Annotated in this window: 20 protein-coding genes; 2 read left to right on the top strand and 18 right to left on the bottom strand. The window is 38.5% G+C overall.

The features are described from left to right. Positions 1 to 3: 3 nt before the first annotated feature. From G622_RS0108550 to G622_RS0108525, 6 genes are read right to left on the bottom strand one after another with little or no spacing between them, the layout of a single operon-like run. The gene (locus G622_RS0108550) at positions 4 to 1,314 is read right to left on the bottom strand and encodes an amidohydrolase family protein (RefSeq protein WP_026510377.1); all 1,311 of its coding nucleotides are present in this window, start codon (positions 1,312 to 1,314) and stop codon (positions 4 to 6) included. A gap of 49 nt (positions 1,315 to 1,363) precedes the next feature. After that, positions 1,364 to 2,188 (bottom strand): purine-nucleoside phosphorylase, encoded by an 825-nt coding sequence (locus G622_RS0108545; RefSeq protein WP_026510376.1) that lies wholly within the window; start codon positions 2,186 to 2,188, stop codon positions 1,364 to 1,366. Next, positions 2,189 to 4,156: a serine hydrolase domain-containing protein gene (locus G622_RS22220; RefSeq protein ID WP_049945754.1), complete on the bottom strand. Its 1,968-nt coding sequence runs from the start codon at positions 4,154 to 4,156 to the stop codon at positions 2,189 to 2,191. It lies immediately after the preceding gene. Beyond that, a complete protein-coding gene (locus G622_RS0108535) occupies positions 4,137 to 6,086 on the bottom strand; it encodes a heavy metal translocating P-type ATPase (RefSeq protein ID WP_026510375.1) in 1,950 nt (649 codons plus the stop codon). Before G622_RS0108535 ends, G622_RS22220 begins: the two co-directional genes overlap by 20 nt. A gap of 59 nt (positions 6,087 to 6,145) precedes the next feature. Beyond that, positions 6,146 to 6,361: a cation transporter gene (locus tag G622_RS0108530; RefSeq protein WP_026510374.1), complete on the bottom strand. Its 216-nt coding sequence runs from the start codon at positions 6,359 to 6,361 to the stop codon at positions 6,146 to 6,148. A gap of 51 nt (positions 6,362 to 6,412) precedes the next feature. Then, complete coding sequence (locus G622_RS0108525) at positions 6,413 to 6,730, bottom strand: ArsR/SmtB family transcription factor (protein ID WP_026510373.1); 318 nt, start codon at positions 6,728 to 6,730, stop codon at positions 6,413 to 6,415. A gap of 215 nt (positions 6,731 to 6,945) precedes the next feature. Between G622_RS0108525 and G622_RS0108520 the strand changes: the two genes are divergently transcribed. Beyond that, positions 6,946 to 7,542, top strand: a complete 597-nt coding sequence (locus G622_RS0108520; protein WP_155831437.1) for a hypothetical protein — start codon at positions 6,946 to 6,948, stop codon at positions 7,540 to 7,542. A 21-nt stretch (positions 7,543 to 7,563) separates the two neighbouring features. Here the strand turns inward: G622_RS0108520 and G622_RS0108515 are convergent, their stop codons facing one another. The 7 genes from G622_RS0108515 to G622_RS0108485 form a co-directional block, all read right to left on the bottom strand. Beyond that, on the bottom strand, positions 7,564 to 8,202 hold the full coding sequence (locus G622_RS0108515) for a phosphoribosyltransferase family protein (RefSeq protein WP_026510371.1): 639 nt from the start codon (positions 8,200 to 8,202) through the stop codon (positions 7,564 to 7,566). A 149-nt stretch (positions 8,203 to 8,351) separates the two neighbouring features. Beyond that, on the bottom strand, positions 8,352 to 9,035 hold the full coding sequence (locus tag G622_RS0108510) for a TVP38/TMEM64 family protein (RefSeq protein ID WP_026510370.1): 684 nt from the start codon (positions 9,033 to 9,035) through the stop codon (positions 8,352 to 8,354). Next, positions 9,032 to 10,381: an MATE family efflux transporter gene (locus G622_RS0108505; RefSeq protein WP_026510369.1), complete on the bottom strand. Its 1,350-nt coding sequence runs from the start codon at positions 10,379 to 10,381 to the stop codon at positions 9,032 to 9,034. The genes G622_RS0108510 and G622_RS0108505 overlap by 4 nt, the downstream gene beginning before the upstream one ends. A 15-nt stretch (positions 10,382 to 10,396) precedes the next feature. Then, positions 10,397 to 11,905, bottom strand: a complete 1,509-nt coding sequence (hemZ, locus tag G622_RS0108500; protein ID WP_026510368.1) for a coproporphyrinogen dehydrogenase HemZ — start codon at positions 11,903 to 11,905, stop codon at positions 10,397 to 10,399. A gap of 41 nt (positions 11,906 to 11,946) precedes the next feature. Beyond that, entirely contained in the window at positions 11,947 to 12,633 is a 687-nt protein-coding gene (locus G622_RS0108495) for an MBL fold metallo-hydrolase (RefSeq protein WP_026510367.1), read from the bottom strand. A gap of 71 nt (positions 12,634 to 12,704) precedes the next feature. Continuing rightward, positions 12,705 to 14,984, bottom strand: a complete 2,280-nt coding sequence (locus tag G622_RS0108490) for a RelA/SpoT family protein (protein WP_044957373.1) — start codon at positions 14,982 to 14,984, stop codon at positions 12,705 to 12,707. A gap of 23 nt (positions 14,985 to 15,007) precedes the next feature. Beyond that, on the bottom strand, positions 15,008 to 15,532 hold the full coding sequence (locus G622_RS0108485) for an adenine phosphoribosyltransferase (RefSeq protein WP_026510365.1): 525 nt from the start codon (positions 15,530 to 15,532) through the stop codon (positions 15,008 to 15,010). Positions 15,533 to 15,663: 131 nt separating this feature from the next. Here G622_RS0108485 and G622_RS0108480 point away from each other — a divergent pair, with 131 nt between their 5' ends. After that, the gene (locus tag G622_RS0108480; protein ID WP_026510364.1) at positions 15,664 to 15,948 is read left to right on the top strand and encodes a hypothetical protein; all 285 of its coding nucleotides are present in this window, start codon (positions 15,664 to 15,666) and stop codon (positions 15,946 to 15,948) included. A gap of 113 nt (positions 15,949 to 16,061) precedes the next feature. Here the strand turns inward: G622_RS0108480 and G622_RS0108475 are convergent, their stop codons facing one another. Genes G622_RS0108475 through glgX form a run of 5 tightly spaced genes read right to left on the bottom strand, consistent with a single transcriptional unit; the run spans position 16,062 to position 22,340 of the window. Next, entirely contained in the window at positions 16,062 to 17,165 is a 1,104-nt protein-coding gene (locus G622_RS0108475) for a hypothetical protein (RefSeq protein ID WP_026510363.1), read from the bottom strand. Between the two features lie 18 nt (positions 17,166 to 17,183). Continuing rightward, positions 17,184 to 18,701 (bottom strand): HAMP domain-containing sensor histidine kinase, encoded by a 1,518-nt coding sequence (locus G622_RS0108470; protein ID WP_026510362.1) that lies wholly within the window; start codon positions 18,699 to 18,701, stop codon positions 17,184 to 17,186. Between the two features lie 33 nt (positions 18,702 to 18,734). Next, on the bottom strand, positions 18,735 to 19,409 hold the full coding sequence (locus G622_RS0108465; protein WP_026510361.1) for a response regulator transcription factor: 675 nt from the start codon (positions 19,407 to 19,409) through the stop codon (positions 18,735 to 18,737). Between the two features lie 41 nt (positions 19,410 to 19,450). Then, positions 19,451 to 20,179 (bottom strand): hypothetical protein, encoded by a 729-nt coding sequence (locus G622_RS0108460; RefSeq protein WP_026510360.1) that lies wholly within the window; start codon positions 20,177 to 20,179, stop codon positions 19,451 to 19,453. Further along, a complete protein-coding gene (gene glgX, locus G622_RS0108455; protein WP_026510359.1) occupies positions 20,169 to 22,340 on the bottom strand; it encodes a glycogen debranching protein GlgX in 2,172 nt (723 codons plus the stop codon). Before glgX ends, G622_RS0108460 begins: the two co-directional genes overlap by 11 nt. Positions 22,341 to 22,502: the final 162 nt, after the last annotated feature.

Raw genomic sequence — 22,502 nt, 5'->3', positions numbered from 1 at the left:
TAATTATTGCATCTCCTTGTTTATTCTGTCTTTTATCTGTTCAGCCTTAGCATAGATTTCTTCAGGTGAAACGCCAATATTATAATTACCGTCTTCGTATCTGATGATACCACCTATCATAGTCAGCTTTACATTGGAATTGCTGCCACTGTAAACGATATTCTTTGCAATATTGTTTAAAGGCTGCATGTTGGGCTGATTAAGATCAATAACAATAAGGTCTGCCGTCTTTCCTGCTTCAAGTACGTCACAGTTGTTAAGTCCCATTGCGTGAGCACCGTTTACGGTTGCCATCTTGAGAACTTCATAAGCATTGACACTTGAAGCATCATTATCACGAAGCTTGGCAAGTCCGGTTACAAGGAACATCTCTCTGAACATATTGAGGCAGTTATTACTTGCAGGTCCGTCAGTACCGATTGCAATTGGAATACCCATCTTCATGTAATCGCTTATTGGTGCTATTCCACTTGCAAGTTTGGTGTTTGATCCCGGATTAGTAACAACATACATGCCTCGTTTTTTGAGTATTTCCATATCCTCTTTAGTAGTATGAACCAAATGATAGCCACCGCCACCATATTCAAACATACCAAGACTGTCAAGAAACTGAACCGGAGTCATGCCATAACGTTCTTTACAACCTTCAACCTCATCAGCAGTCTCTGATATGTGAGTAAATACAGGAGCTTTATACTTATGAGCAAGTCCGGCAATTCTTTCAAGAAGTTCCTTTGATGTAGTGTACTCAGCATGAAAACCTAAAATATATGAATTATACTCATCACGTCCGTTTAATTTGTTGTAACACTCTTCAACCAGTTCTACAGACTGACTGAAATTATTCACAGCTCCAACCTGAACACATCTCATCCCGGCATCCCTGCAGGCATCCGCAATGGATTCCGGAGTTAAATACATATCGAACATCGAGGTTATACCACCATCAAGATATTCAAGAATAGCGAGCTTCGTAAGATAGTAAATATCCTCGGCTGTAAGCTTCGCTTCAACAGGAAATATCTGATTATTCAACCAATCCGCAAGAGGAAGGTCATCAGCTCTTGAGCGCAGAAGTGTCATTGCTGAATGTGTATGGGCATTCTTAAAACCGGGCATTATAAGATTACCCTTACAGTCAATTTCCCTGTCAAAAACTAGCATAGTCTCTGGGTTATCTTTATAATATGCGTCAATCTGACTTGTGGTATCACAATAAATGATCTTATCGTTATTGGTCCACAGCTCACCTTCAAAAATTTCCTGCCCATCAACCATTGATAGTATTCTTGCATTGTAAAATCTGATTCTCATCTTTTCCTTCTCCTATCCTCTTAGCCTACATTGTGTTCATGTGATGTTATTAAAATTTTTTAACACATTCTGTTACAAGCTTCTCAAAAAGAGGACCTGTTTTATCTGCAGCCTTCTGAACATCTTCATGTGAAAGAGGCTCATTAAGCATTCCTGCAGCAAGATTACTTATGCAAGAGATACCGCAGACTCTCATGCCCATATGTCTTGCCGCGATAGCTTCTACAACTGTACTCATTCCAACAGCATCAGCTCCCATAGTTCTAAGCATACGGATCTCAGCAGGAGACTCAAATGAAGGTCCGGTAAGCTGAGCATATACTCCCTGCTTAAGAGGAATCTTATTCTTAAGTGCAGTTTTTATGATAATCTCACGAAGCTCCTTATCATAAACACAGCTCATATCAGGGAATCTTAAACCAAATTCATCAATATTCTGACCAATCAGAGGATTTCTTACAAATACTGAAATCTGATCAGTTATAAGCATCAGATCACCGCAATCAAAATTATAATTAATTCCACCTGCAGCATTTGTAAGGAACAATATATCAGCTCCCAAAAGTCTCATAACTCTGGCAGGAAGTACAACATCGCTGATATCATATCCTTCGTAAAAATGTACACGGCCTTTCATACATACAACAGGAACATCACCAACATATCCAAAAATGAATTTCCCTGCATGTCCAGGAACTGTGGATACAGGAAATCCGGGTATATCAGAATATGAAATCTCACACTCAACCTTGATCTGTTCTGCGTAATTACCAAGACCTGAGCCCAGTGTCAGAGCTACTCTTGGCTTAAAGTCCGTTACCTTTCTGATTGCTTTAACACATTTATTTACCTTCTCGTATATTTCATTTGACATTTAGCCATCCTCCATTATTACATCTTCATCTGACACCGAATCTTCAACATTTTCAATATCAGAATCATTTTTATACTCTACATCATACCCTACATCGGCATCTTTGTCATGTATAGTACCGTGAAGCTTAGGACGAACCGTATCCTGAATTGCCAATATAAGTGCATCAAGTGCGCCGTAGTCAGTCAGCTTATTTTTTACAAAACCATTGATTCCCTTCAAATCTTCAAGGTTCCCAAACTGGTTCAGAATATTTATGAGCATTCCACTTCCCGGTATTTCATCAAATCTTATACCGATATTTGCCGGAGCTTTCTCAAATAGAAATGAAATAGCATTATCATGTTCAAGCGGCTGTCTTTTCCCAAGATAAATATTCATCACTCTGGCGGTAGAATCTTCTGTAAAATAAAACTCATTTCTTATAACAGGTCTTCCGTATTCGTCAGTAGAAAACTCTGATATTGTAGCGACACTGTAGATTTCACCATGTTCATCAATATCTGTCAGAGCCGCTTTTCCATCCAGTCCGCATTTTATTTCATGAATCTTTTCTCCCTCCTTAATAAGAAGGTAAAAAGCACCGTTTGCATTATTAAGTTTAAAGCCCACAGATGAAATACCATCGGTAAAGTTATTATGCATTATCTGCATAAGTAAAGGCATGAATCCTACTCCTTTATCATCCATATCGTAAACCACTCCATCCAGACTCTTCATAAGAAGGTATCTGAATTTGTGACTCATTCCGAGAGTACTTCGCTTTTTCTTTTTATTCCAGCCTCCCGATGGTATACAAAATGAAGCTTCAGGCTCATCCTGAACACTTTTTATAAATTTCGCAAGGCTCCTTTGAGCAGCGATTACCTCATCTGAGATTTCGATGGACGCATCTTCTACCTCAAGCTCAGCCATAAGATTATGTACAGTTCTGGACATATTGCCCTTTTGGAAAAGGTCCTCATTGCCTGCATTAGTGACTATCATCATATTAATGTCAGGGAAAACATACACGTTCTGTCCAAGCATTCCGTTAAATGTATATGCCCCAAGTCTTGAACTGCTGTTCCAAAGCTGAAAACCATATCCGGGAGCAGAAGTAACCCCGGTTGGTATCTGCATTGTTGTTGCAGCTTTAACCCATTCTTCAGGCAAAATCTGTTTGCCGTCATAAGAACCATTGTTAAGATATAGCTGTCCCAGTTTAGCCATATCTTCCATTCTGAGGTACATTCCCCAGCCGCCTTTATTAATTCCCTGAGGACAGGTCTCCCAGAAGACTCTCTTTATTCCTAAAGGCTCGAATAGTCTGGGTTTTAAATAATCAAACATGCTCTCGCCAGTGACTTCACTCACTATCGCTGAGAGCATGTAGGAATTCATTGAATTATACTCAAAGGATGATCCTGGTGTAAATTTAACCTGAGCCTCCAGAAATTGTTTTCTCCAATCATTGGAAGCAATTGAGCCTGATTCATTAAATGAAGAACCACTTGTCATTGTCAAAAGATGTCTTACAGTGATTCCACTTGAAAACAGACTTTGTAAAGGTCCCTTCATTCCTTTGAATATATCTTCAATCTTGTCTTCTAATTTAATTTTTCCTTCGCATACAAGAAGACCTATAGCCATTCCTGTTACGCTTTTACACATAGAATGAGTAACATGCCATTTATCCATATCAAATGGTCTGAAAGCACACTCACCTATTACATATCCATTTCTTACTGCCATTGCTTTATGCATATGACAGCTGTTATTCTCATGTAGTGTCCTGAATAATTTCTCAATAAATACACTACTTACCCCCTGCTCCTCCGGAGTACATCTGGGAAGAGATGTCTCCCCCTCTGTATCCGTTGGAAAAACAATCTTCTGAGGGGTGTAAGTTACTTTACTGATTTCGCCTGTCTTGTGTCCAATCAGCTTCATTAAAAGCTGTATTACTTCAAGCTCTGACTTTGCCATTCATATCCTCTTTCGACCATCTCATGGCTCTCATTGAATTAAGAATAGCAAGTACGGCAACACCCACATCACCAAACACAGCCATCCACATGGTCGCAAATCCAATAGCACCAAGAAACAGTATCAATATTTTTACAAAAAGAGCGAATACGATGTTTTCCTTTACAATGCTCAAGGTTTTTCTGGCAATTTTAATTACTGCTGAAATCTTACCTATGTCATCATCCATAAGAACTATGTCTGCCGCTTCAATGGCAGCATCAGAACCCATGCTTCCCATGGCGATTCCAACATCAGCTCTCATTAGAACAGGAGCATCATTAATACCATCACCAACAAATGCAACCTTACCACCGCTGTTATTGTTAAGGAGATATTCCACTCTTTCAACCTTATCTGCTGGCAGTAACTGCGAATATACATCATCTATTCCGACTTTTTCTGCTACGACCCTGGCAGTATCTTCGTTATCACCTGTGAGCATTACAACCTTCGTCACGCCGGCTCTCTTCACACTCGAAATAGATTCTGCAGCACCTTCTTTTATTGTATCAGATATTATGATTGTTCCAAGAAAAACTTTTCCCATGGCTACATAAATAACGGTTCCCGGCTTATCAGATTCAGTAAAATCTATCTCATACTTCTTTAGAAGCTTGGCATTTCCGACAAAAATCATTTCTTTTCCAAGAAGTGCAGTTATGCCGTGGCCTGCCACCTCTTTGATATCTGAAAGCTCAGTATTATCATCGCTCAAAGAACTGTTATTACTATGCATTTCTTCATGATATTCGATAATCGATCTTGCGATCGGATGATTTGAAAATTTCTCAGCACCGGAAGCGATACATATGATTTCTTCCTTTGTGACATCAGCACTTGCAGGAATTATCTCGCTTACCTTGAATTCACCCTTAGTGATTGTACCTGTCTTATCAAGAACCAGAGTATCTGCCTCAGCTATAGCCTCAAGGAAATTACTTCCCTTAACAAGAATACCCATCCTGGAACTTGCACCAATACCGCCAAAGAATCCTAAAGGCACTGATATAACAAGCGCGCAGGGGCAGGATACTATAAGGAAAATACAAGCTCTTTTAACAGAATCTGCTATAGGCATCATTCCAAGAATCGGAGGAATTATTGCAAGTAAAGCAGCTCCAATTGTTACAACAGGCGTATAATACCTTGCAAATCTGGTGATAAAATTCTCCATTCTTGATTTCTTGTTGCTGGCATTTTCAACAAGCTCAAGAATCTTGGCAACTGTAGATTCCTCATATTTCTTCGTTGTTTTTATCTTGAGAACACTATCCTGATTTACGCATCCGCTTATGACTTCGTCGGATTCCTTAACTCTTCTTGGAACAGATTCACCTGTGATGGCAGAAGTATCTATAAATGATTCACCTTCTATTACTATTCCATCGATTGGAATCTTTTCACCGGGCTTAATCAAAAGCAGTGTTCCTATCTCTACGTCCTCAGGGTCTGTTTCCTCGATCTCACCGTCATCCCGGATCACATTTGCATACTCGGGAGCAATACTCATAAGCTCAGTTATTGACTGTCTTGACTTTCCGACAGCATAACTCTGGAAAAGCTCTCCAATCTGGTAAAAAAGCATAACTGCCAGTGCTTCTGAATATTCACCAATCGCAAATGCACCAAATGTAGCAATCATCATCAGGAAATTCTCATCAAACACCTGTCCATGAGAAATATTTACAAACGCCTTCCTTAACACATCTATGCCAATTATCAGATAAGGAATCAGATATATGATAAATATTACCGGAGTATAGAACACACCAAGAATGCTCAAGCTCTCCGGCGAGATAATGCCGGTATTATCAAGTATAAGTAATAGCAGAAATATTATAAGTACGGCGATTATTCTGTTTCGGGTTTTCTTCATCTTTTTAGTCATAGTACACGCCTCTTAAAAAAACTATATTTAATAAAAGAGCCTGTATTGGCTCTTTTTTGTCAGATTTCAATCTCACAATCAGGCTCTACCTTTTTACAAGCCTTAACTGCAGCATCCAGGATCTCATCATATCTGTCATCGTCTGCATCAAGAGTAAGCTTCTGTGTCATGAAATTTACTCTGGCACTCTTAACACCATCAATTTTATTAATTGCATCTTCCATCTTTGCTGCACAGTTTGCACAATCAACTTCACATTTAAAACTCTTCTTCATCTTTATGTCCTCTTTTCTTTATAATAATTAGAATTTATAACTACGTTTATCTTACTGTTCTTCAATATGCTCACGTCCCATTGATATAATGGTTCTCACATGATCATCTGCCAGATAATAATACATTTGCTTCCCATCACGTCTACTCTTAACGAGCTTATTAACCTTCAAAATCTTAAGCTGATGAGAAACTGCTGATTGAGTCATTCCAAGATTATCGGCAAGATCATTTACACAAAATTCTGATGCAAATAACGCGAACAAAATTCTTATTCTTGATGAATCACCGAATACCTTGAATAATTCAGCGAGATCATACATCTCTTCTTCATCGGGAAGCTCGTCAAGCTTACATGATAATGCAGCCATATTTGACCTCCTTTCATAAGCGTTTACATAAATCTCATTTAAATACTTTCATTTAAACATATGAATGATTGTTCATATGTTGATTTAAATATACATCCGTATGTCTCTGATGTCAACATGCTTTTTTATCTTTTATAAACTATTTGAAGCGTTGTAAAATGTAAGTGAATTTGATATTGATATAAATAATGATTTGATTGGGAATTTATGGAAATATGATGGAGAGGCCTTATAAATACGAGTATTTAACAAAAAATGCAAAGATGATAATTGATTCAGGAACCGGCTATCGTGACGATACGCTTTTCCCCAGAATAACTGCGCTTACCACAGACAAGCATAATCCCATAGATGTAGTAACCACAGAAATTATGTACTGCGGAAAATATGAAGTATGTGATTTTCTCATAAACCACTACTCTGCTCTGTTATCACGGAGTGACTACAGACTTCTTGCAAGCCTTGTAAATGAAATAAAAACAACAGGCTTTCCGATTATGGACATAGATAAACATGATCAGTTAAAACGTGTTGCCAGTAAGCTCACAACAAACTGTAATTACTGCCTCTGGCTCTGTTCATCTCCTGATGATATCTACAATCATTACCTTAAGACATATATTCCAAAAGCTGACAGTCTTCAAAAAGGCTATGCTTCTACCTGCCCTGATTATGACATTAAGTCCTCTCTTTCACTTGAAGAATATAAAAGCAGGTATGTTAGTACAATAAACATACCTGCTGAAAATATCGTATTATGTGATATGGGAATCGAAGGAATCCTTGTGGCCTTCAATTCACCAGATATATAACCAATTCATTAATGGAACTAATTATAAAGTAGAATATCCAAATCCATTACAGATAGCATCTACTACTACACCTTCCTTGCATAAAGGGCAGTTATCCGGAGCGTAGCTTGCATAGTCCGGAAGATCTCTCGTTGAAAACAGGGACATTATCGGATAATTCTCAATCTGTGTAGCAACGGAGAAAATTGCTGCAATTCCGACTACTTCACCCTGATAGAATCTTACAGAATCCAATGCACTCTTAAGTGACCCGCCTGTTGTAACGGAATCGGAAATGATCAAAACCTTCTTGCCGGTTATCATATGCTTATTGTTATCTCTGAACATTATCTGTCCGTTAACATTGTATTCAGGTCCTGTTATGTACATCGTCTTATGGGCATTAGTTGAGATAACCCCTGCCTGTGTCAGCTTTTCAGCAAGATAAGAGCCTACAACCTCCATACCATTGAGGCAAAGAATTGTGTCTATGGCACCCGAAGCTATATAAAACTCTGCAAGGGATTCGCCTGCAGCTCTTGCTTCCTTCATCCTGGCCTTGGCATCACAAAAATCAATAAAGTAATTAACATGGGAATTGGGTGTAATAAAATGCCCTTTTGTGTTACGTAGAATAACTTCATTATTTCTGGAATATTCAATCTTGGTATAGCCTTGCATAATTCCTCCTCCTGCAAATCAGTAAAGGTAAATCATTCAGTAACTCTATACATAATAATAACATATCAAAATTAAAATATTCAGTTAATAGTTAATCTTTTATACAAATTTTAGATTATATGAAGCATAAATAATCTGCTTTTCCAAAATCAGATTTCATCGATGTTATTATCTTCCTTACGAAGCTTCTTTATCCTAAGTAATACTACCACGTAAACCAAAACTGCAATAATTGCGCCAAGTATCAGAACACCATACTGCTGTTCCTGAATCTTATTCCCGCCATAGCTGTATAAAAAGATGTGAGGAAACCTTGCGATAAATGTAATAACCATCCACATCAGAACCTTCTCACCAGAATAATATCCAAACCATGCATAAGTATCCTTGGGAAGCGGTAAAAACATGAACATTATATGAATAAGCTTTGGACTGCCTTTCTTTATGTATTGCTCAACGGATTCGATTTTCTTTTCAGGAAACAAGTTTTCAAGGAGCTTTCTTCCAAATTTCCTTCCAAGTAAAAATGCTACGGTGTTACCTATGGTCGCAGCTAAGTCACATATAAGTGCTCCATAGAATCCACCAAGAACATATCCTGCACCCATATAAAACGGAGTACCCGGAATACAGGTAGATATTGTCTGCACAGTTACAAGAAGGCAGAATACCAGAAGTCCCATGGCTCCTCTGCTTTCTATATAAGCCTTTAATTCATCCGGATCACCAACAAATTTCAGCATCGGTTTTCCTATGAAAAAATAGACAGCAATCAGGAATGCTGCAATAAAGATCACTATAATAAGTTTTCTTATAAGATCTTTTTTCTTCACTTACTCTGCTCCTTAAAATGTCTTATTTCTGAATAAGCAAGCGGTATTGAAACTGCAATTGAAAACATATCGGCAATAGCCTGAGTAATTTCAACTCCAAATAATCCAAATATCTGTGGCAGAATTAAAATAAGCGGAATAAAGAATATTCCGTTCCTGCAGGAAGCCATTATTGATGCCTTAATACCTTTACCTATAGATTGAAGCATCATATTTGTCATAACTATGCAGCCGCTAAGAGGAAGCGTCGCTGCGGTCCACTTAAGGGCCACTGATCCAACCGCTATAACGTCGGGATCATTTCTAAAGAAAGAAATAATCTCACTTGAAAAGAAATAACTTATTGCACCAAGTATACATAAGAAAATCGTCGAATACTTAACGCAGAAAAAATATCCTTCTTTTACACGATTTTTAAGACCGGCGCCGTAATTAAAGGAACATACCGGCTGATATCCCTGACCAAAGCCTATAAGAGCTGATGACATCATCATCATAACTCTGGTATTTACTGACATTCCTGCTATAGCCGCGTCTCCACCATAGGTTCCCGCAGCCTTGTTCATAAGGAGTGACGCGATGGCAGCAAGTCCCTGCCTGAAAAGTGATGGCGCACCACCATTTATTATCTCTTTCAAATAATAAGCGTTTAATCTCACATTTGATAAGGAAAGCCTTATATTTTCACCTCTGCTACTACCTATTAGCAAAACAACAAAACTTGTAAGCTGTCCCATAATTGTAGCAATAGCTGCCCCTGATACTCCCATGTCAAATACAAAGATAAGAAGTGGATCCAGTCCCATATTCATCACTGCACCGCACATGAGACCTATCATTGCATAAACGGCACTTCCCTGAAATCTTAACTGGTTATTTATTACAAACTGACCAATCATAAAAGGAGCACCAAACAGGATTATCCTCATGTATTTTCTTGTATCATCAAGGGTTGTCGGTGTCGCACCAATGAGCCTTGCAAGATCATCTACAAATATATTCCCAACAATTGCAATAACAAGACCAAGTATTAAGGCAAGGGCAAATCCGGTTGAAGCCATTTCATTTGCTTTCTTGGATTCACCTGCTCCAAGCATTCTTGATAAAAAATTCCCGGAACCATGGCCACAGAAAAATCCGGTTGCCTGAATCAGGGCCATTACCGTAAAAACAAGGCCAACTGCTGCAGTCGCCTGTGTTGATATTTTCCCTACAAAGAACGTGTCTGCCGTATTATATATTCCCGTTACCAGCATGCTTATTATGGTTGGCACAGCCATCTTCAAAATAAGCTGAGGTATTGGTGTCTTTGTCATCATGTCATATCTTTTATTATTCTTTTGCATTCAAAACTCCGTAGTCTAAAACGAGAACAAAACACGTTTACGCTCTATCATTTCCTCTATATTATTCATATACAATGTAATATCCTTTACATTGTCGCATCTTTCAATTCTTCCATCACCATATACTCTTTTTGTTACAGTTCCTGCTCCTAAAGCCACGATTGACTGCACTTCCTCCATCATGAGGATATTGTAAATCCCGGCTTTTCCTTCTCTTGCATAACCTGTATTTTCAAGATTGCCGGAAATATTCTTCTGTCTATAGAGATAATAGGGAGATAGTCCCATTCTTTTGGCGCTCTCTGCAGCAATCTTCATCATGGAGCCTGTATCACCTGCCACAAAATATCCGTTATTTCTGATATGCTCAGCAAGTCTTGATCCTCTCTTTACGGATAAACTGTGAACCGTAAGATCATCAGGAGAAAGCTTCTCAATCTCAGACATTGTATGCTTAACATCTTCTTCGGTTTCACCGGGAAGCCCCAGGATTATATCCATGTTAATGTTGTCAAAGCCTTCTTCCCTTGCAGTTTTATATGCATCTATAAACTGTGCAACTGTATGCTGCCTTCCAATTCTTTTAAGAGTTTCATCACTCATTGTCTGAGGATTTACTGAAATCCTGTCTACACCACAGTTTTTCATTGCTCTAAGCTTTTCTCTTGTTATGGAATCAGGGCGGCCTGACTCAACTGTAAATTCCCTGCACTCCGACAAATCAATCTTTTCTCTCAGATAGCTGATAAGTCTGGTCATCTGATCAGGGCTTAGCGTTGTAGGTGTACCACCGCCTATATACACTGAATTAACTGTTTTGCCTTTAAAGTTTTCTGCTACAAAATCAATCTCTTTTTTCAGACATTCTATGTAATCATCAACCTTTTTAGACCATGTAACTATTGGAAATGATGTAAATGAGCAATACAAACATGTGGTGGGGCAAAAAGGTATTCCAAGATAAATACTATATCCATCTCGGTAGTTTATATCATCCAGTATCTTCTTTTCCCTAATAGCAATGTTATATGCCAGATCAGTTTTCTCGTCAGACACAAAGAAAGTATTTTGCATGTACTTCTTTATATCATCTTCCTGTTTTCCTGCTTCAAGCATCTGCATCGGTATTCTGGTTGGTCTTATTCCGGTAAGCGAACCCCAGGGAAGCTCATGACCTATTTCCTTTGAAAGCTCCCTGTACATCATCTGCTTAAGTGCATTCTTTGGAGTTGAAAGAGATGCAGATGTTCCGTTTGTTGAACTATCTGCACCTTCCTCAGAAGTGGCACAGATTGTCTTTGCTTCAGCACAGGAACCATCCTTCCTGATGATCTTCATGGAAATCTCGCCTTTTTCCTCTTCCAAAAAGATTTCTATTTTAAAGAGAATATCATTTTCATCAAATTCTTTTTTTGCGATTTCTTCATCAGTTAATACACTTACATCCTCTTTAGAATAAAATGCTTTCACCAAAGAATGAATATCATATTTATATTTGTCCTTGTTAATTCTGACTAAAATCATTTATATTTCCTTGTTAATAGCTTTGTTAATATTCGAAATTATTAGAGAAATGGATTATTCTGTTTCTCATATCCGATAGTTGTCATATCACCATGTCCCGGGTATACCTTAGTATCATCGGGAAGTACAAACAACTTATCATGGCAGGAACGAACAAGCTCAGACATAGATCCTCCGGGAAAATCTGTTCTTCCCACAGAGCTCTCAAACAACGTATCTCCGCTTATAAGAATACCATCCTCAAAGTAGAAGCAGCAGCTTCCCTCAGTATGCCCCGGTGTAGCTAAAAGCTTGAACTTTAGCCCTGCAGACTCACATTCTGCACCATCCGGCAGAAATCCATCAGGCTTAATGGTTATGCTTCTGCCATAATCAGCAGACAGATTATATTCCGGATCCTCGCATAATCTCTTCTCATTTTCATAGGCATAGATTTTTGCACCGGTGAGTTTTCTAAGCTCATCTGCTCCGCCAATATGATCAAAATGAGCATGAGTCAGGTATATTGCATCAACTTTAAATCCCCTCTTATCAAGCTCCCGGTAAATAAGTTCTCCCTTGTCCGCAGGATCAAAGAATACAACCGGCGTATAATCTTCTTCCTTATGGGGATCTGTACTCACACTATGATCTTTACCATCCTCTATAAAAACAAAATAGCAGTTAGTCTGCACCATTCCCAGGCACATTGAGCCAACTGCCACAGTTCCTATTTTATTATTTTTCATTTAAGTATCCCTTTCTGATACCATGTGCTAACAGTACACTAAGCGCGAATAACGCGCCAAGTGATTACCTATTAGCCTGTTGTTCTTTCGATATCGATGACGCTGTCAATATTTCTTATCTTATCAACAATCTCTCCAAGCTCCTCTCTGCTTGAAACCTGGAATGAAGTTTCCATTGTGGCAAGTCCCTGCTTACTGGTTCTGGTATTCATAGAAAGAATATCTACATTCTTCTCAGTAAGAGCTCTTGATACATCTGCAAGAAGCCCTGATCTGTTATTGGCAAAAATATTGATGGTTGCAACGTACTTCTCACCAAGTGCATGACTTTCCCACTTAGCCTCAATAAGTCTTGTTCTGTCCTCATTTTGCATAGCGCGGACATTTACACAGTCCTTCCTATGGATGGAGACGCCTCTTCCTCTTGTGACAAATCCAACAATGGGGTCTCCAGGTACAGGATTACAACATTTTGAAAATCTTACAGCAACATCATGTATGCCTTTAACGATTATAGCGCTTCCTGTACTGCTGATCCTTGGCGTAACATTTGATTCGGCAACCGCAGCAAGAACTTCCTCATCAGTCATGTTCTGCTTGTGATCTTTATCATAAAGTTCAAGTATTTTATTAACTACCTGACCTTCCTTAAGTCCGCCGTGTCCGACAGCTGCAAGTACCGCATCCCAACTGTGGAAACCATATTTTCTCACGATAAGGCTCTGATATTCCGGCTTTATGATATTGTAAATATCTATGCCTTTAGCCTTACAATACTCTACAAGGGCTTCTTTACCCCTGTTTACATTTTCCTCTTTAAACTCATGCCTGAACCACTGGTTTATCTTATTCTTTGTTGAAGTGCTTCCAACAATGCTGAGCCAGTCTCTGCTTGGTCCCTTTGAGTTCTGGCTGGTTAGTATTTCTATTCTGTCGCCATTTTGAATACGATAATCAATAGGAACCAGTTTACCGTTTACTTTGGCACCTATCATCTTATTACCTACAGCACTATGAATACTATAAGCAAAATCAATAGGTGTCGAACCTGCAGGAAGATTCTTAACTTCTCCATTAGGTGTAAAGCAATATACATCTTCAGAAAACAGATTGAGATCACTCTTAAGCAGATTCATGAATTCCTGGTTATCTGACATATCCTGTTGCCATTCAAGGATCTGTCTGAGCCAGGTAAGCTTCTCTTCTTCCTGCCTTTCGACATGTTTTCCATCTGATGCTTCTTTATATTTCCAATGAGCTGCAATACCGTACTCAGCAGCACGGTGCATTTCATATGTTCTGATCTGTATTTCAAAGGGCTGTCCGGATGCACCAATCAGCGTGGTATGCAATGACTGATACATATTGGGTTTAGGCATCGCAATATAATCTTTAAATCTGCCCGGAATAGGTTTATACATCTCATGTATTACACCAAGAGCAGCATAACAGTCCTTAACAGAATCAACGATAATTCTTACTGCAAAAAGATCATATATCTGATCAAGGGACTTGCCCTGATTGTGCATTTTCTTATATATACTGAAGAAGTGTTTTACTCTTCCGTTAACTTCTCCGGGAATTCCCGCAGCACGGATATGTTCCCGAACAACTGCGCATATTTCATCGACGTACTTCTCTCTCTCGACTTTTCTCTGGGCAACTCTCTTAACCAGGTCGTAGTAAATATCAGGTTCAAGATATTTAAGCGAAAGATCATCCAACTCAATTTTTATCTTACTGATACCAAGTCTTCCGGCAATCGGACTGTAAATATCCAATGTCTCCTGGGCAATTCTCTGCTGCTTAACAGGCGGCATATGCTTCAAGGTACGCATATTGTGAAGTCTATCCGCAAGCTTAATAAGAATTACACGGATATCCTTTGCCATTGCCAGGAACATTTTCCTGAGATTCTGCGCCTGCATCTCCATCTGATCAGGTGTCTTAGACGCGTAATCTCCTGACAATTCCAGCCCTTGCAACTTGGTAACACCATCAACAAGAAGAGCTACATCTGCTCCGAACTGCTCACTTATCTGCTCCTTCGTATAAATGGTGTCTTCAACGACATCATGCAAAAGTCCTGCCGCAATAGTCTCCTTATCCATTTCAAGATCAGCCAGGATAATAGAAACACAGAGCGGATGAATAATATAAGGCTCACCCGACTTTCGCCGCTGATCCTTATGTGCCTCAGCGGCAGCCTGATAAGCCTTCTCTATCAATGTTATATCATCTGATGGATGGTATCTGCGGACACGGGTAATAAGCCCTTCATAGAGAGCTTCGGGAGACTGAAATTCATCGATTGATTCAATTTTTCCATCATCAAATTCTGTCTGGCCCATAATATATCTATCCCCGCAAATGTTTATTTGCCTTCGTAAGCAAGAGCTGAATAAAGCTTGTAATCACCAAGAGCTTCTCTGCCTTTAAGTCCCTTAAGTTCCATAAGGACAAGGATTCCCACAACTTCACCGCCAAGTCTCTCGATAAGTTTGGTCATGGCTTTAAGTGTTCCGCCTGTTGCAATAAGGTCATCTACAATAATAACCTTCTGACCGGGCTTAATTGCATCAACATGCATCTCCATTGCTGCTGTGCCATACTCAAGCTCATATTCTTCAGATATGGTTTCACAGGGAAGCTTACCCTTTTTACGAGCCATGGAAAAGCCCTTTTTCAAATTATAGGCTATAGCAGTACCGAATATAAAACCTCTGGATTCTGCGCCTACAACTACATCAAAATCCACATCCTTAACCATATCCTGCATTGTATTTATAGCAAGCTGAAGACCATCCGGATCCTGGAGTACGGTTGTAATATCTCTGAACATAATACCCGGCTCAGGAAAATCAGGAATTGTTCTTACATAATCATTTAAATTTTTCATATTTATACCTCGTTCAAAAGAGTCTCTTTAACTAATTGATTATATCACGAATTTCATATGATGATGAAAAAAAATAATAAATTATTCTTAATATTACAATACTAATCAATAAAATATATGAAATTCAGCACTTGAATTCAGATGGTTTTGCAAATGGAAATAATACCTTTACTGAAAACTCTGCAGCTTATAATGGCGGTGCGATATACTTTGATAAAGTTGTAAATGATATCAATCTATGTAACGCTACTTTTAATAAAAATACTTCCGGATATGAATCCAATTATGATGTTTGGGGAAGTGGCGGCGGTGCCATTCTGTTCAAAGGCCAGAAGCTCATTGTAAATGGCGGAACTTTCAGTAATAATATAGCCACAAATCACGAGGGCGGAGCTATCGCATTTATTGGTAATTGATAATTGCGTTTGCGTTAGTGTTACTTTACATTCACAACATTACAGGTAAACGAAGGAAAAAATAATTAATAGAAAAACTGCCACACAAACATAAACTTGTGTGGCAGCTTTTTTCACTCCAACTTAAACTCTATCGTCTCTCCGCCCATATCTCCTATGAGTCCAAGCGATTCAACGTTTTTAAGTTTTCCGGCATCCATCTGCTTAATAAGTACCATACTCTTTTTGTCACCTGAAGGTATCATACCTTTAAATGAACTTAGGTCATTCTCAAGCATCGTTACATTTGTGTATCCAACATTTGTCCCGTTAAGAATGATCTGAAAATGAGGATTGGCTTTAACCATATCAACAGAAACATCTGTTCCCGTTGTATTATTCAACCTGAAATTCAAAATAAGAAGCTTTTTACCATTAGTGGCATTTATAACAAAAATATCATCATTATCAGGATATGAACCTGCAACGCTGTACCCTGAATATGTAAGAAACATTCCTTTTGAAAGCTCCTGTCTCATGCCTTCAACTGTCCTGTCTGCTTCTGCAGAAAGGCTGTTGTCATCATTTCCTTCCGGAGTATCTTCAGTGACAGGTTTTGTATTTTGAACATCATCTTCTTTTTTATCATCGGCAGATTCATTGTTTGTATTCTCATCTAAACCTGCATTTTCGATTCCCTGATCAAGTTCATCTCCAAACTTATCAAGAAGATTGTCGATATCATCTTCCAACTCATCGCCATTCTGATTATCTTTAGCTTCTGTACTATCCTCAGTATTCTCCGGCTGATTTGTCTCCCCACTTTCTTCTTCAGATCCATCATCTGGCATATTCTGATTTCCGAAACTTTCTTCCGTCTTACCTGAATCATCAGAATTTTGGGCAAGATCAATATTTGTATCGTTTTCTGTATCTGAGTCTTCGCCTTCTTCAAGATTCTGCGACATATTGGCAACTGCTTCTGCAGTAGCAGCATCTCTTTCAGCTTTCCTGGCATCACGGGCTTCTTTCTCCAGCTGTCTTTCAAGTTCCAAAGAACTTAATGATGAAAGCCTTTCAACCCCATTGTTAGAATACTTCATAAGTATCCCAACTGCATATTGAACAGTTTGATCATATTCTTCTTCTGTCATTTCAGGGAATTGCGACCCACACCCCGTCAACAGAATTCCTGTCATGATTCCAGTTATCAAAGCCTTAAAAACACGTTTTTTCATAAACGCCTCCAGAAGGTTTTATCTTGTCTCCAGCTCAAACCAAAACTCAACGCCATTATCATAATTCTTGACACCATATTCCTGATGCATGGATTCCATTATGGCTTTTACGATTGAAAGACCTACACCGCTTCCTCCGTACTCTCTGGTTCTGGCCTTATCAACCTTATAAAACTTTTCCCAGATATGATCTATACTATCCTCAGGTATGGGCTCTCCGGTATTAAAAATAGAAATTCGTACCTTATCGTCATGCTGAATCAGTTTTATTTCAACAATACAATCTCCATCCAGATGATTAAGCGCATTGCTGTAATAATTCATTAAAACTTCTTCTGTTTTGAACTCATCTGCCCACACGTAAATTGAAGGATAATCAGCCATCTGTACCTTAGCATTTTTCTGCTTCGTTAATATATCGGCAGATTTTATGTAATTCTTTATAGTCTCGGTAATATCAAAACGTTCCATTTGAGCAACATCATTACCAAATTCCAGCTGATTAAGGGTCAAAAGCTTCTTAACGAGCGTGTCCATTTTTGATGCTTCATCCCTTATGACATCACAATAAAAAGCCATGCTCTCCGGATCATCACTTATTCCTTCTTCAAGGCCCTCAGCATACCCCTGTATTAGTGCGATAGGGGTCTTAAGCTCGTGTGAGACATTTGATAAAAACTCACGTCTCATCTCATCAATCTGTTCTTTTTGGGCAATATCCTGCTTTAGCTCATTATTAGCAGTCTTTAATTCTTTAATTGTTGTCTCCAGAGTCTCCGAAAGTTCATTTATGTTATCGCCTAAAATATCAATTTCATTTGTATTCTTCTTATTGTTGTTAGATTGATATTTTACTTCAAAATTCAGATTTTTCATCTCTTCAGAGATTTTGGACAACTGAAGTATAGGTTTTGTAATTCTGTTACTAAGATAGAGTATACTTATCGAACCGATAACTATTGCTACAATTCCGACGTAGAGCATGAATCTGTTGGATATTCCTACGCTCTCCCTGATTCCGGCAAGAGCACTTCTTACCATGACAATATATCCTGATTCAATGACGCCCCATATTTCCAGGTATTCTGTATTTAATCTTTTATCGTTCTCAATCTGAATCGTATAGTAATTATTTTTTTCAATAATCCTGCGTCCGCTGTCGCCATTTATCAGGAGGCTGTCACCTACAAGATTATCCCACAAAATGCGCGCCATATAATCAGCGTCACTTGAGGATGATTTTATCATCTGTGAATCAGCATCAAGAACAATCAGCTCTATGCCATAAGTATCACATATACTCTGAAGCTCAATGTCGTATTCATCAGTAGTAAAGCTGCCATCCGTTGATGCTGCATCGATACTTCTGTAAGCTTTTCTTACAACATCAAGCTGATGCGACATGTAAACTCTTTCAAGAAAAAACTGATTTATTATGACCAGAAACAATATCATTCCGACCATAACAAAAAGAAATAAAATATTAAGCTCTGTTCTTAGTGAAAGTCTTACTTTCTTCTCATTATCATTTTCCAATTGTAACTAACCTGCTTTTAAAAATTCTTTATATTATGGCTCGAATTTGTATCCCATACCCCATATGGTCTTTATGAGATCTCCCTTATCACCCATTTTCCCTCGGAGCTTCTTAACATGGGTATCAATAGTTCTGGCATCACCAAAGTAATCATAATTCCACACATTATTAAGAATCTTTTCACGAGAAAGAGCCAGGCCCTTATTCTCTATAAAATAAGTCAGAAGCTCAAATTCTTTAAATGAAAGTTCTATTTCTTTTCCATCTATTGTTACGATATGGGCAGCTTTATTTATAACGATACCACCGGCTTCAATTATGTCTTCGCTTGAACCCTGGGCAGTTCTTCTTAAAATAGCTTCTACCCTCGCAACCAGGATTTTAGGACTGAAGGGCTTTCCTATGTATTCGTCAACACCAAGTTCAAATCCCTGCAGCTCATCCCGTTCTTCTGTTTTTGCTGTTAGCATGATTATAGGCACTTTGGAATATTCTCTGATTTCACGGCACACCTGCCACCCATCCATTTTAGGCATCATGACATCCAGAATTATAAGAGCAATATCTTTTTCTTCAAAAAAGATGTCAACAGCCTTCTGACCGTCCTCTGCCTCAATTACTTCAAAATTATTTTTTACAAGGAAATCTCTTACAAGTTTCCTCATTCTTGATTCGTCATCAACTACAAGTATTTTTAATTTGTCCATATTTTCACTCTCCTAAACACAAATATACGCTGTAATTGTGTTCATTTTGTATCTAATTCACTGTCATATTCAGTATCATCCTGAATATCAAGTTCTTTTTCTTTGATTCTGACAGCTTTTTCCCTCTCTTTTAATGAATCTTCCCACTCAGCATATCTGTTGGTAACGTTCTGTTTATAATTTATTATGTTGTCAGTCTCTGAATAATATGCTATCAAAAACATCGAAATCACCATCGCCACAAGAATAAGATTCATAGCAATAAGAATTATCATAGTCGCTTTAACATCTCTTTTTTTCTTCTGCGGTGGTGGTAATATATATTGTCTTGGATGATATTCATCCTTTAAATCCACTTTTGTAAATTTCGTATTTACAGGAATAGGAATTAAATCCTCTTCATTTACTCCGGCACTTATAAGCTTATCCCTAAGCCTTGCAAGATAATGCCATCCGATAGGAGTAGCAAAAATCTTATTGGTTATGGCTTTTTCATAAACAGCTTCAATATCAGATATTTTGGTAGAATGTACCTTCTGCCTCAAAACTTCAATCTTATGCTTATCAAGCTTAGCCTTTTTGACATCTTCCTCAGAAAGAAATTCAAAACCGTCAACCACAAGATTTACTTCTTCATCAGAAGTAGTATCATCTGCTTTTTGCGCTTCACCGGGATTGGGGTTTTCATTAACTTTTGTCTCTTCACCGGAAACGCCTGGATTAACCTGTGCTTCCTGATTATCAATCAGATTTCCATTCTCATCTGCCATAGCCTTCTCCATATGCTGCAATGAATACACTTACGCTTCTGGCCTTGAGTCTCCAGTTAGGTACTGACAGAGGCTTGGGTCTATTATTAAAATATCTCTTGTCTTCAGCAGCAGTATCTACAACCAAAGTCCAATAAGCCCCTTCAGGTGGATCCGGAAGTGTTATATGTATATCCTCCCAGAAAACATTTACAGACATTATAACAACATCATCATGACCCTTTTTTCGGATATAACCGGCGAACATGATGCTTATTACTTTAGTGCTGTCATTTATATTTGTATTAAAAGGATGATCAGTAAACACAGAGATATAAGGGAGCCCAGACATCGCAGGCTTCAAATCCTTACGAATGCAAGGATGCTTTCTCCTGAACTGAATCATGTCACGATAAAAATCAAAATACTGTCTGTTCTTCGTAAACAGATTCCAGTTGAGCCAAGATACCTCATTATCCTGACAGTATGCATTATTATTACCAAACTGTGTGTTTGCAAATTCATCCCCTGCAAGTATCATAGGTGTACCTCTGCTACACATCAGAACAGTAATTGCATTTCTCATCATTTTGAATCTGAGATCATTTACTTCCTGGTTATCTGTCTCACCCTCATGACCACAGTTCCAGCTTCTGTTGTCATTGGCTCCATCTGTATTATTCCAGCCATTTGCCTCATTATGTTTTTCGTTATAAGCAAACATATCATAAAGCGTAAATCCGTCATGACAGGTAATGAAATTCACCGAAGAATCGTATCCTGCATAATTATGGCCGTACATATCCATAGAGCCTGTGATACGTCTAACAGCTTCAGGCGCAGCCCAATACTCGCCTTTCAGGAATGATCTTATACTATCTCTATATCTTCCATTCCACTCAGCCCATCTGCCCCATGAAGGGAAAGATCCAACCTGATACATTCCACCTGCATCCCAGGCTTCCGCAATAAGCTTAACATCACCAAGAATCGGGTCGAATGCCAGTCTTTGAAGAAGCGGCGGAGCATCCATAGGTGCACCATTCTGGTCTCTACCAAGAATACTTGCAAGATCAAATCTGAATCCGTCTATCTTATATTCCTCAACCCAATAATGCAGGCACTCAACTATCATCTGCTGTACCATGGGATGATTACAATTAAGCGTATTACCGCAGCCGCTGAAATTGTAATAATCTCCGTCAGGAGTCAGCATGTAATATATATTATTATCAAATCCCTTAAAGGAAATGAATGGACCGTTTTTATTGCCTTCTGCAGTATGATTGAATACAACGTCCAGAATAACCTCTATTCCGTTCTCTTTAAGGAGCTTTATCATCTCCTTGAGCTCGAACCCTTCCCTGTTATACTCTTCAGTTGATGCATAACTTGTATTCGGAGCAAAAAAGCTTACAGTGTTATATCCCCAGTAATCAAGGAGCGTCCTTCCGTTTACAATTCTCTTATCTCTTGTCTCGTCGAACTCAAAAATCGGCATCAGTTCTAAGGCTGTCACCCCAAGTCTCTTAAGATAATCAACCTTTTCCATGATTCCTGCAAAAGATCCACGACACTTAATACCGGATGACTCATCCATAGTAAATCCACGAACATGCATCTCATATATTATGGAATCACTCATAGGTGTTTTAAGCCAGCTTGTATCACCCCAATCAAAGTCATTCCTTACTACTCTTGCTCTATAGGCCTCTTCAAACTTAATGGTCTGTCCCCATACTCTTTGTCCTACAACAGCCTTCGCATATGGATCGAGAAGAATATGGTTATAATCAAACAGAAGTCCTTTATCCTCGTCCCATGGCCCATCAATACGATAAGCATATTCCATGTTTTCGATTGAAAGACCAAACACTATCATTGAATGAACTTTTCCTATTCGATAATTTTCAGGAAAAGTGAGCGAAACATATGGTCTCTCTTCGCCTCTATGATAAAGAAGCAAAGTAACCTTGGTTGCTCCGTTTGAATAAACAGTGAAATTAACGCCATCAGGGAGTACTGTAGCGCCGTTTATATCATAATAACCGGGTCTTACCCTGAAGCCGTTAATTGTTTCAGCAGCAAGAATCTGTCTGTTCTCTTCAGACTTTCTATTATCCTTAAGGTGTGAAAAACCGTAGTTATTAAGTTTTGGTCTTTGTCTTCTAAACTCTGCCATAGCTATTGCTTAAGTTGTCTCTTAAGCTCCCCCTTTTCATACTTAGAATTCAAAATACCAATAGAATACTACTCTAATTGTAACATAAATTAAAAAGTAATTATATACGAAAAAAAGTACAAAAAAAGAACAACCATTCAAACCGAATAGTTGTTCTTTTGA

This window comes from Butyrivibrio sp. LC3010 (assembly GCF_000424385.1).
Classification (GTDB): Bacteria; Bacillota; Clostridia; order Lachnospirales; family Lachnospiraceae; genus Butyrivibrio.
The sequence above is the reverse complement of the archived record's forward strand: the minus strand, read 5'-3'. Positions and strand labels throughout refer to the sequence as shown.

Excerpts from the sequence above, each read along its gene's own strand:
- G622_RS0108550 (WP_026510377.1), bottom strand. The coding sequence starts at position 1,314 with ATGAGAATCAGATTTTACAATGCAAGAATACTATCAATGGTTGATGGG.
- G622_RS0108545 (WP_026510376.1), bottom strand. The coding sequence starts at position 2,188 with ATGTCAAATGAAATATACGAGAAGGTAAATAAATGTGTTAAAGCAATC.
- G622_RS22220 (WP_049945754.1), bottom strand. The coding sequence starts at position 4,156 with ATGGCAAAGTCAGAGCTTGAAGTAATACAGCTTTTAATGAAGCTGATT.
- G622_RS0108535 (WP_026510375.1), bottom strand. The coding sequence starts at position 6,086 with ATGACTAAAAAGATGAAGAAAACCCGAAACAGAATAATCGCCGTACTT.
- G622_RS0108530 (WP_026510374.1), bottom strand. The coding sequence starts at position 6,361 with ATGAAGAAGAGTTTTAAATGTGAAGTTGATTGTGCAAACTGTGCAGCA.
- G622_RS0108525 (WP_026510373.1), bottom strand. The coding sequence starts at position 6,730 with ATGGCTGCATTATCATGTAAGCTTGACGAGCTTCCCGATGAAGAAGAG.
- G622_RS0108520 (WP_155831437.1), top strand. The coding sequence starts at position 6,946 with ATGATGGAGAGGCCTTATAAATACGAGTATTTAACAAAAAATGCAAAG.
- G622_RS0108515 (WP_026510371.1), bottom strand. The coding sequence starts at position 8,202 with ATGCAAGGCTATACCAAGATTGAATATTCCAGAAATAATGAAGTTATT.
- G622_RS0108505 (WP_026510369.1), bottom strand. The coding sequence starts at position 10,381 with ATGCAAAAGAATAATAAAAGATATGACATGATGACAAAGACACCAATA.
- hemZ (WP_026510368.1), bottom strand. The coding sequence starts at position 11,905 with ATGATTTTAGTCAGAATTAACAAGGACAAATATAAATATGATATTCAT.
- G622_RS0108495 (WP_026510367.1), bottom strand. The coding sequence starts at position 12,633 with ATGAAAAATAATAAAATAGGAACTGTGGCAGTTGGCTCAATGTGCCTG.
- G622_RS0108490 (WP_044957373.1), bottom strand. The coding sequence starts at position 14,984 with ATGGGCCAGACAGAATTTGATGATGGAAAAATTGAATCAATCGATGAA.
- G622_RS0108485 (WP_026510365.1), bottom strand. The coding sequence starts at position 15,532 with ATGAAAAATTTAAATGATTATGTAAGAACAATTCCTGATTTTCCTGAG.
- G622_RS0108475 (WP_026510363.1), bottom strand. The coding sequence starts at position 17,165 with ATGAAAAAACGTGTTTTTAAGGCTTTGATAACTGGAATCATGACAGGA.
- G622_RS0108465 (WP_026510361.1), bottom strand. The coding sequence starts at position 19,409 with ATGGACAAATTAAAAATACTTGTAGTTGATGACGAATCAAGAATGAGG.
- G622_RS0108460 (WP_026510360.1), bottom strand. The coding sequence starts at position 20,179 with ATGGCAGATGAGAATGGAAATCTGATTGATAATCAGGAAGCACAGGTT.
- glgX (WP_026510359.1), bottom strand. The coding sequence starts at position 22,340 with ATGGCAGAGTTTAGAAGACAAAGACCAAAACTTAATAACTACGGTTTT.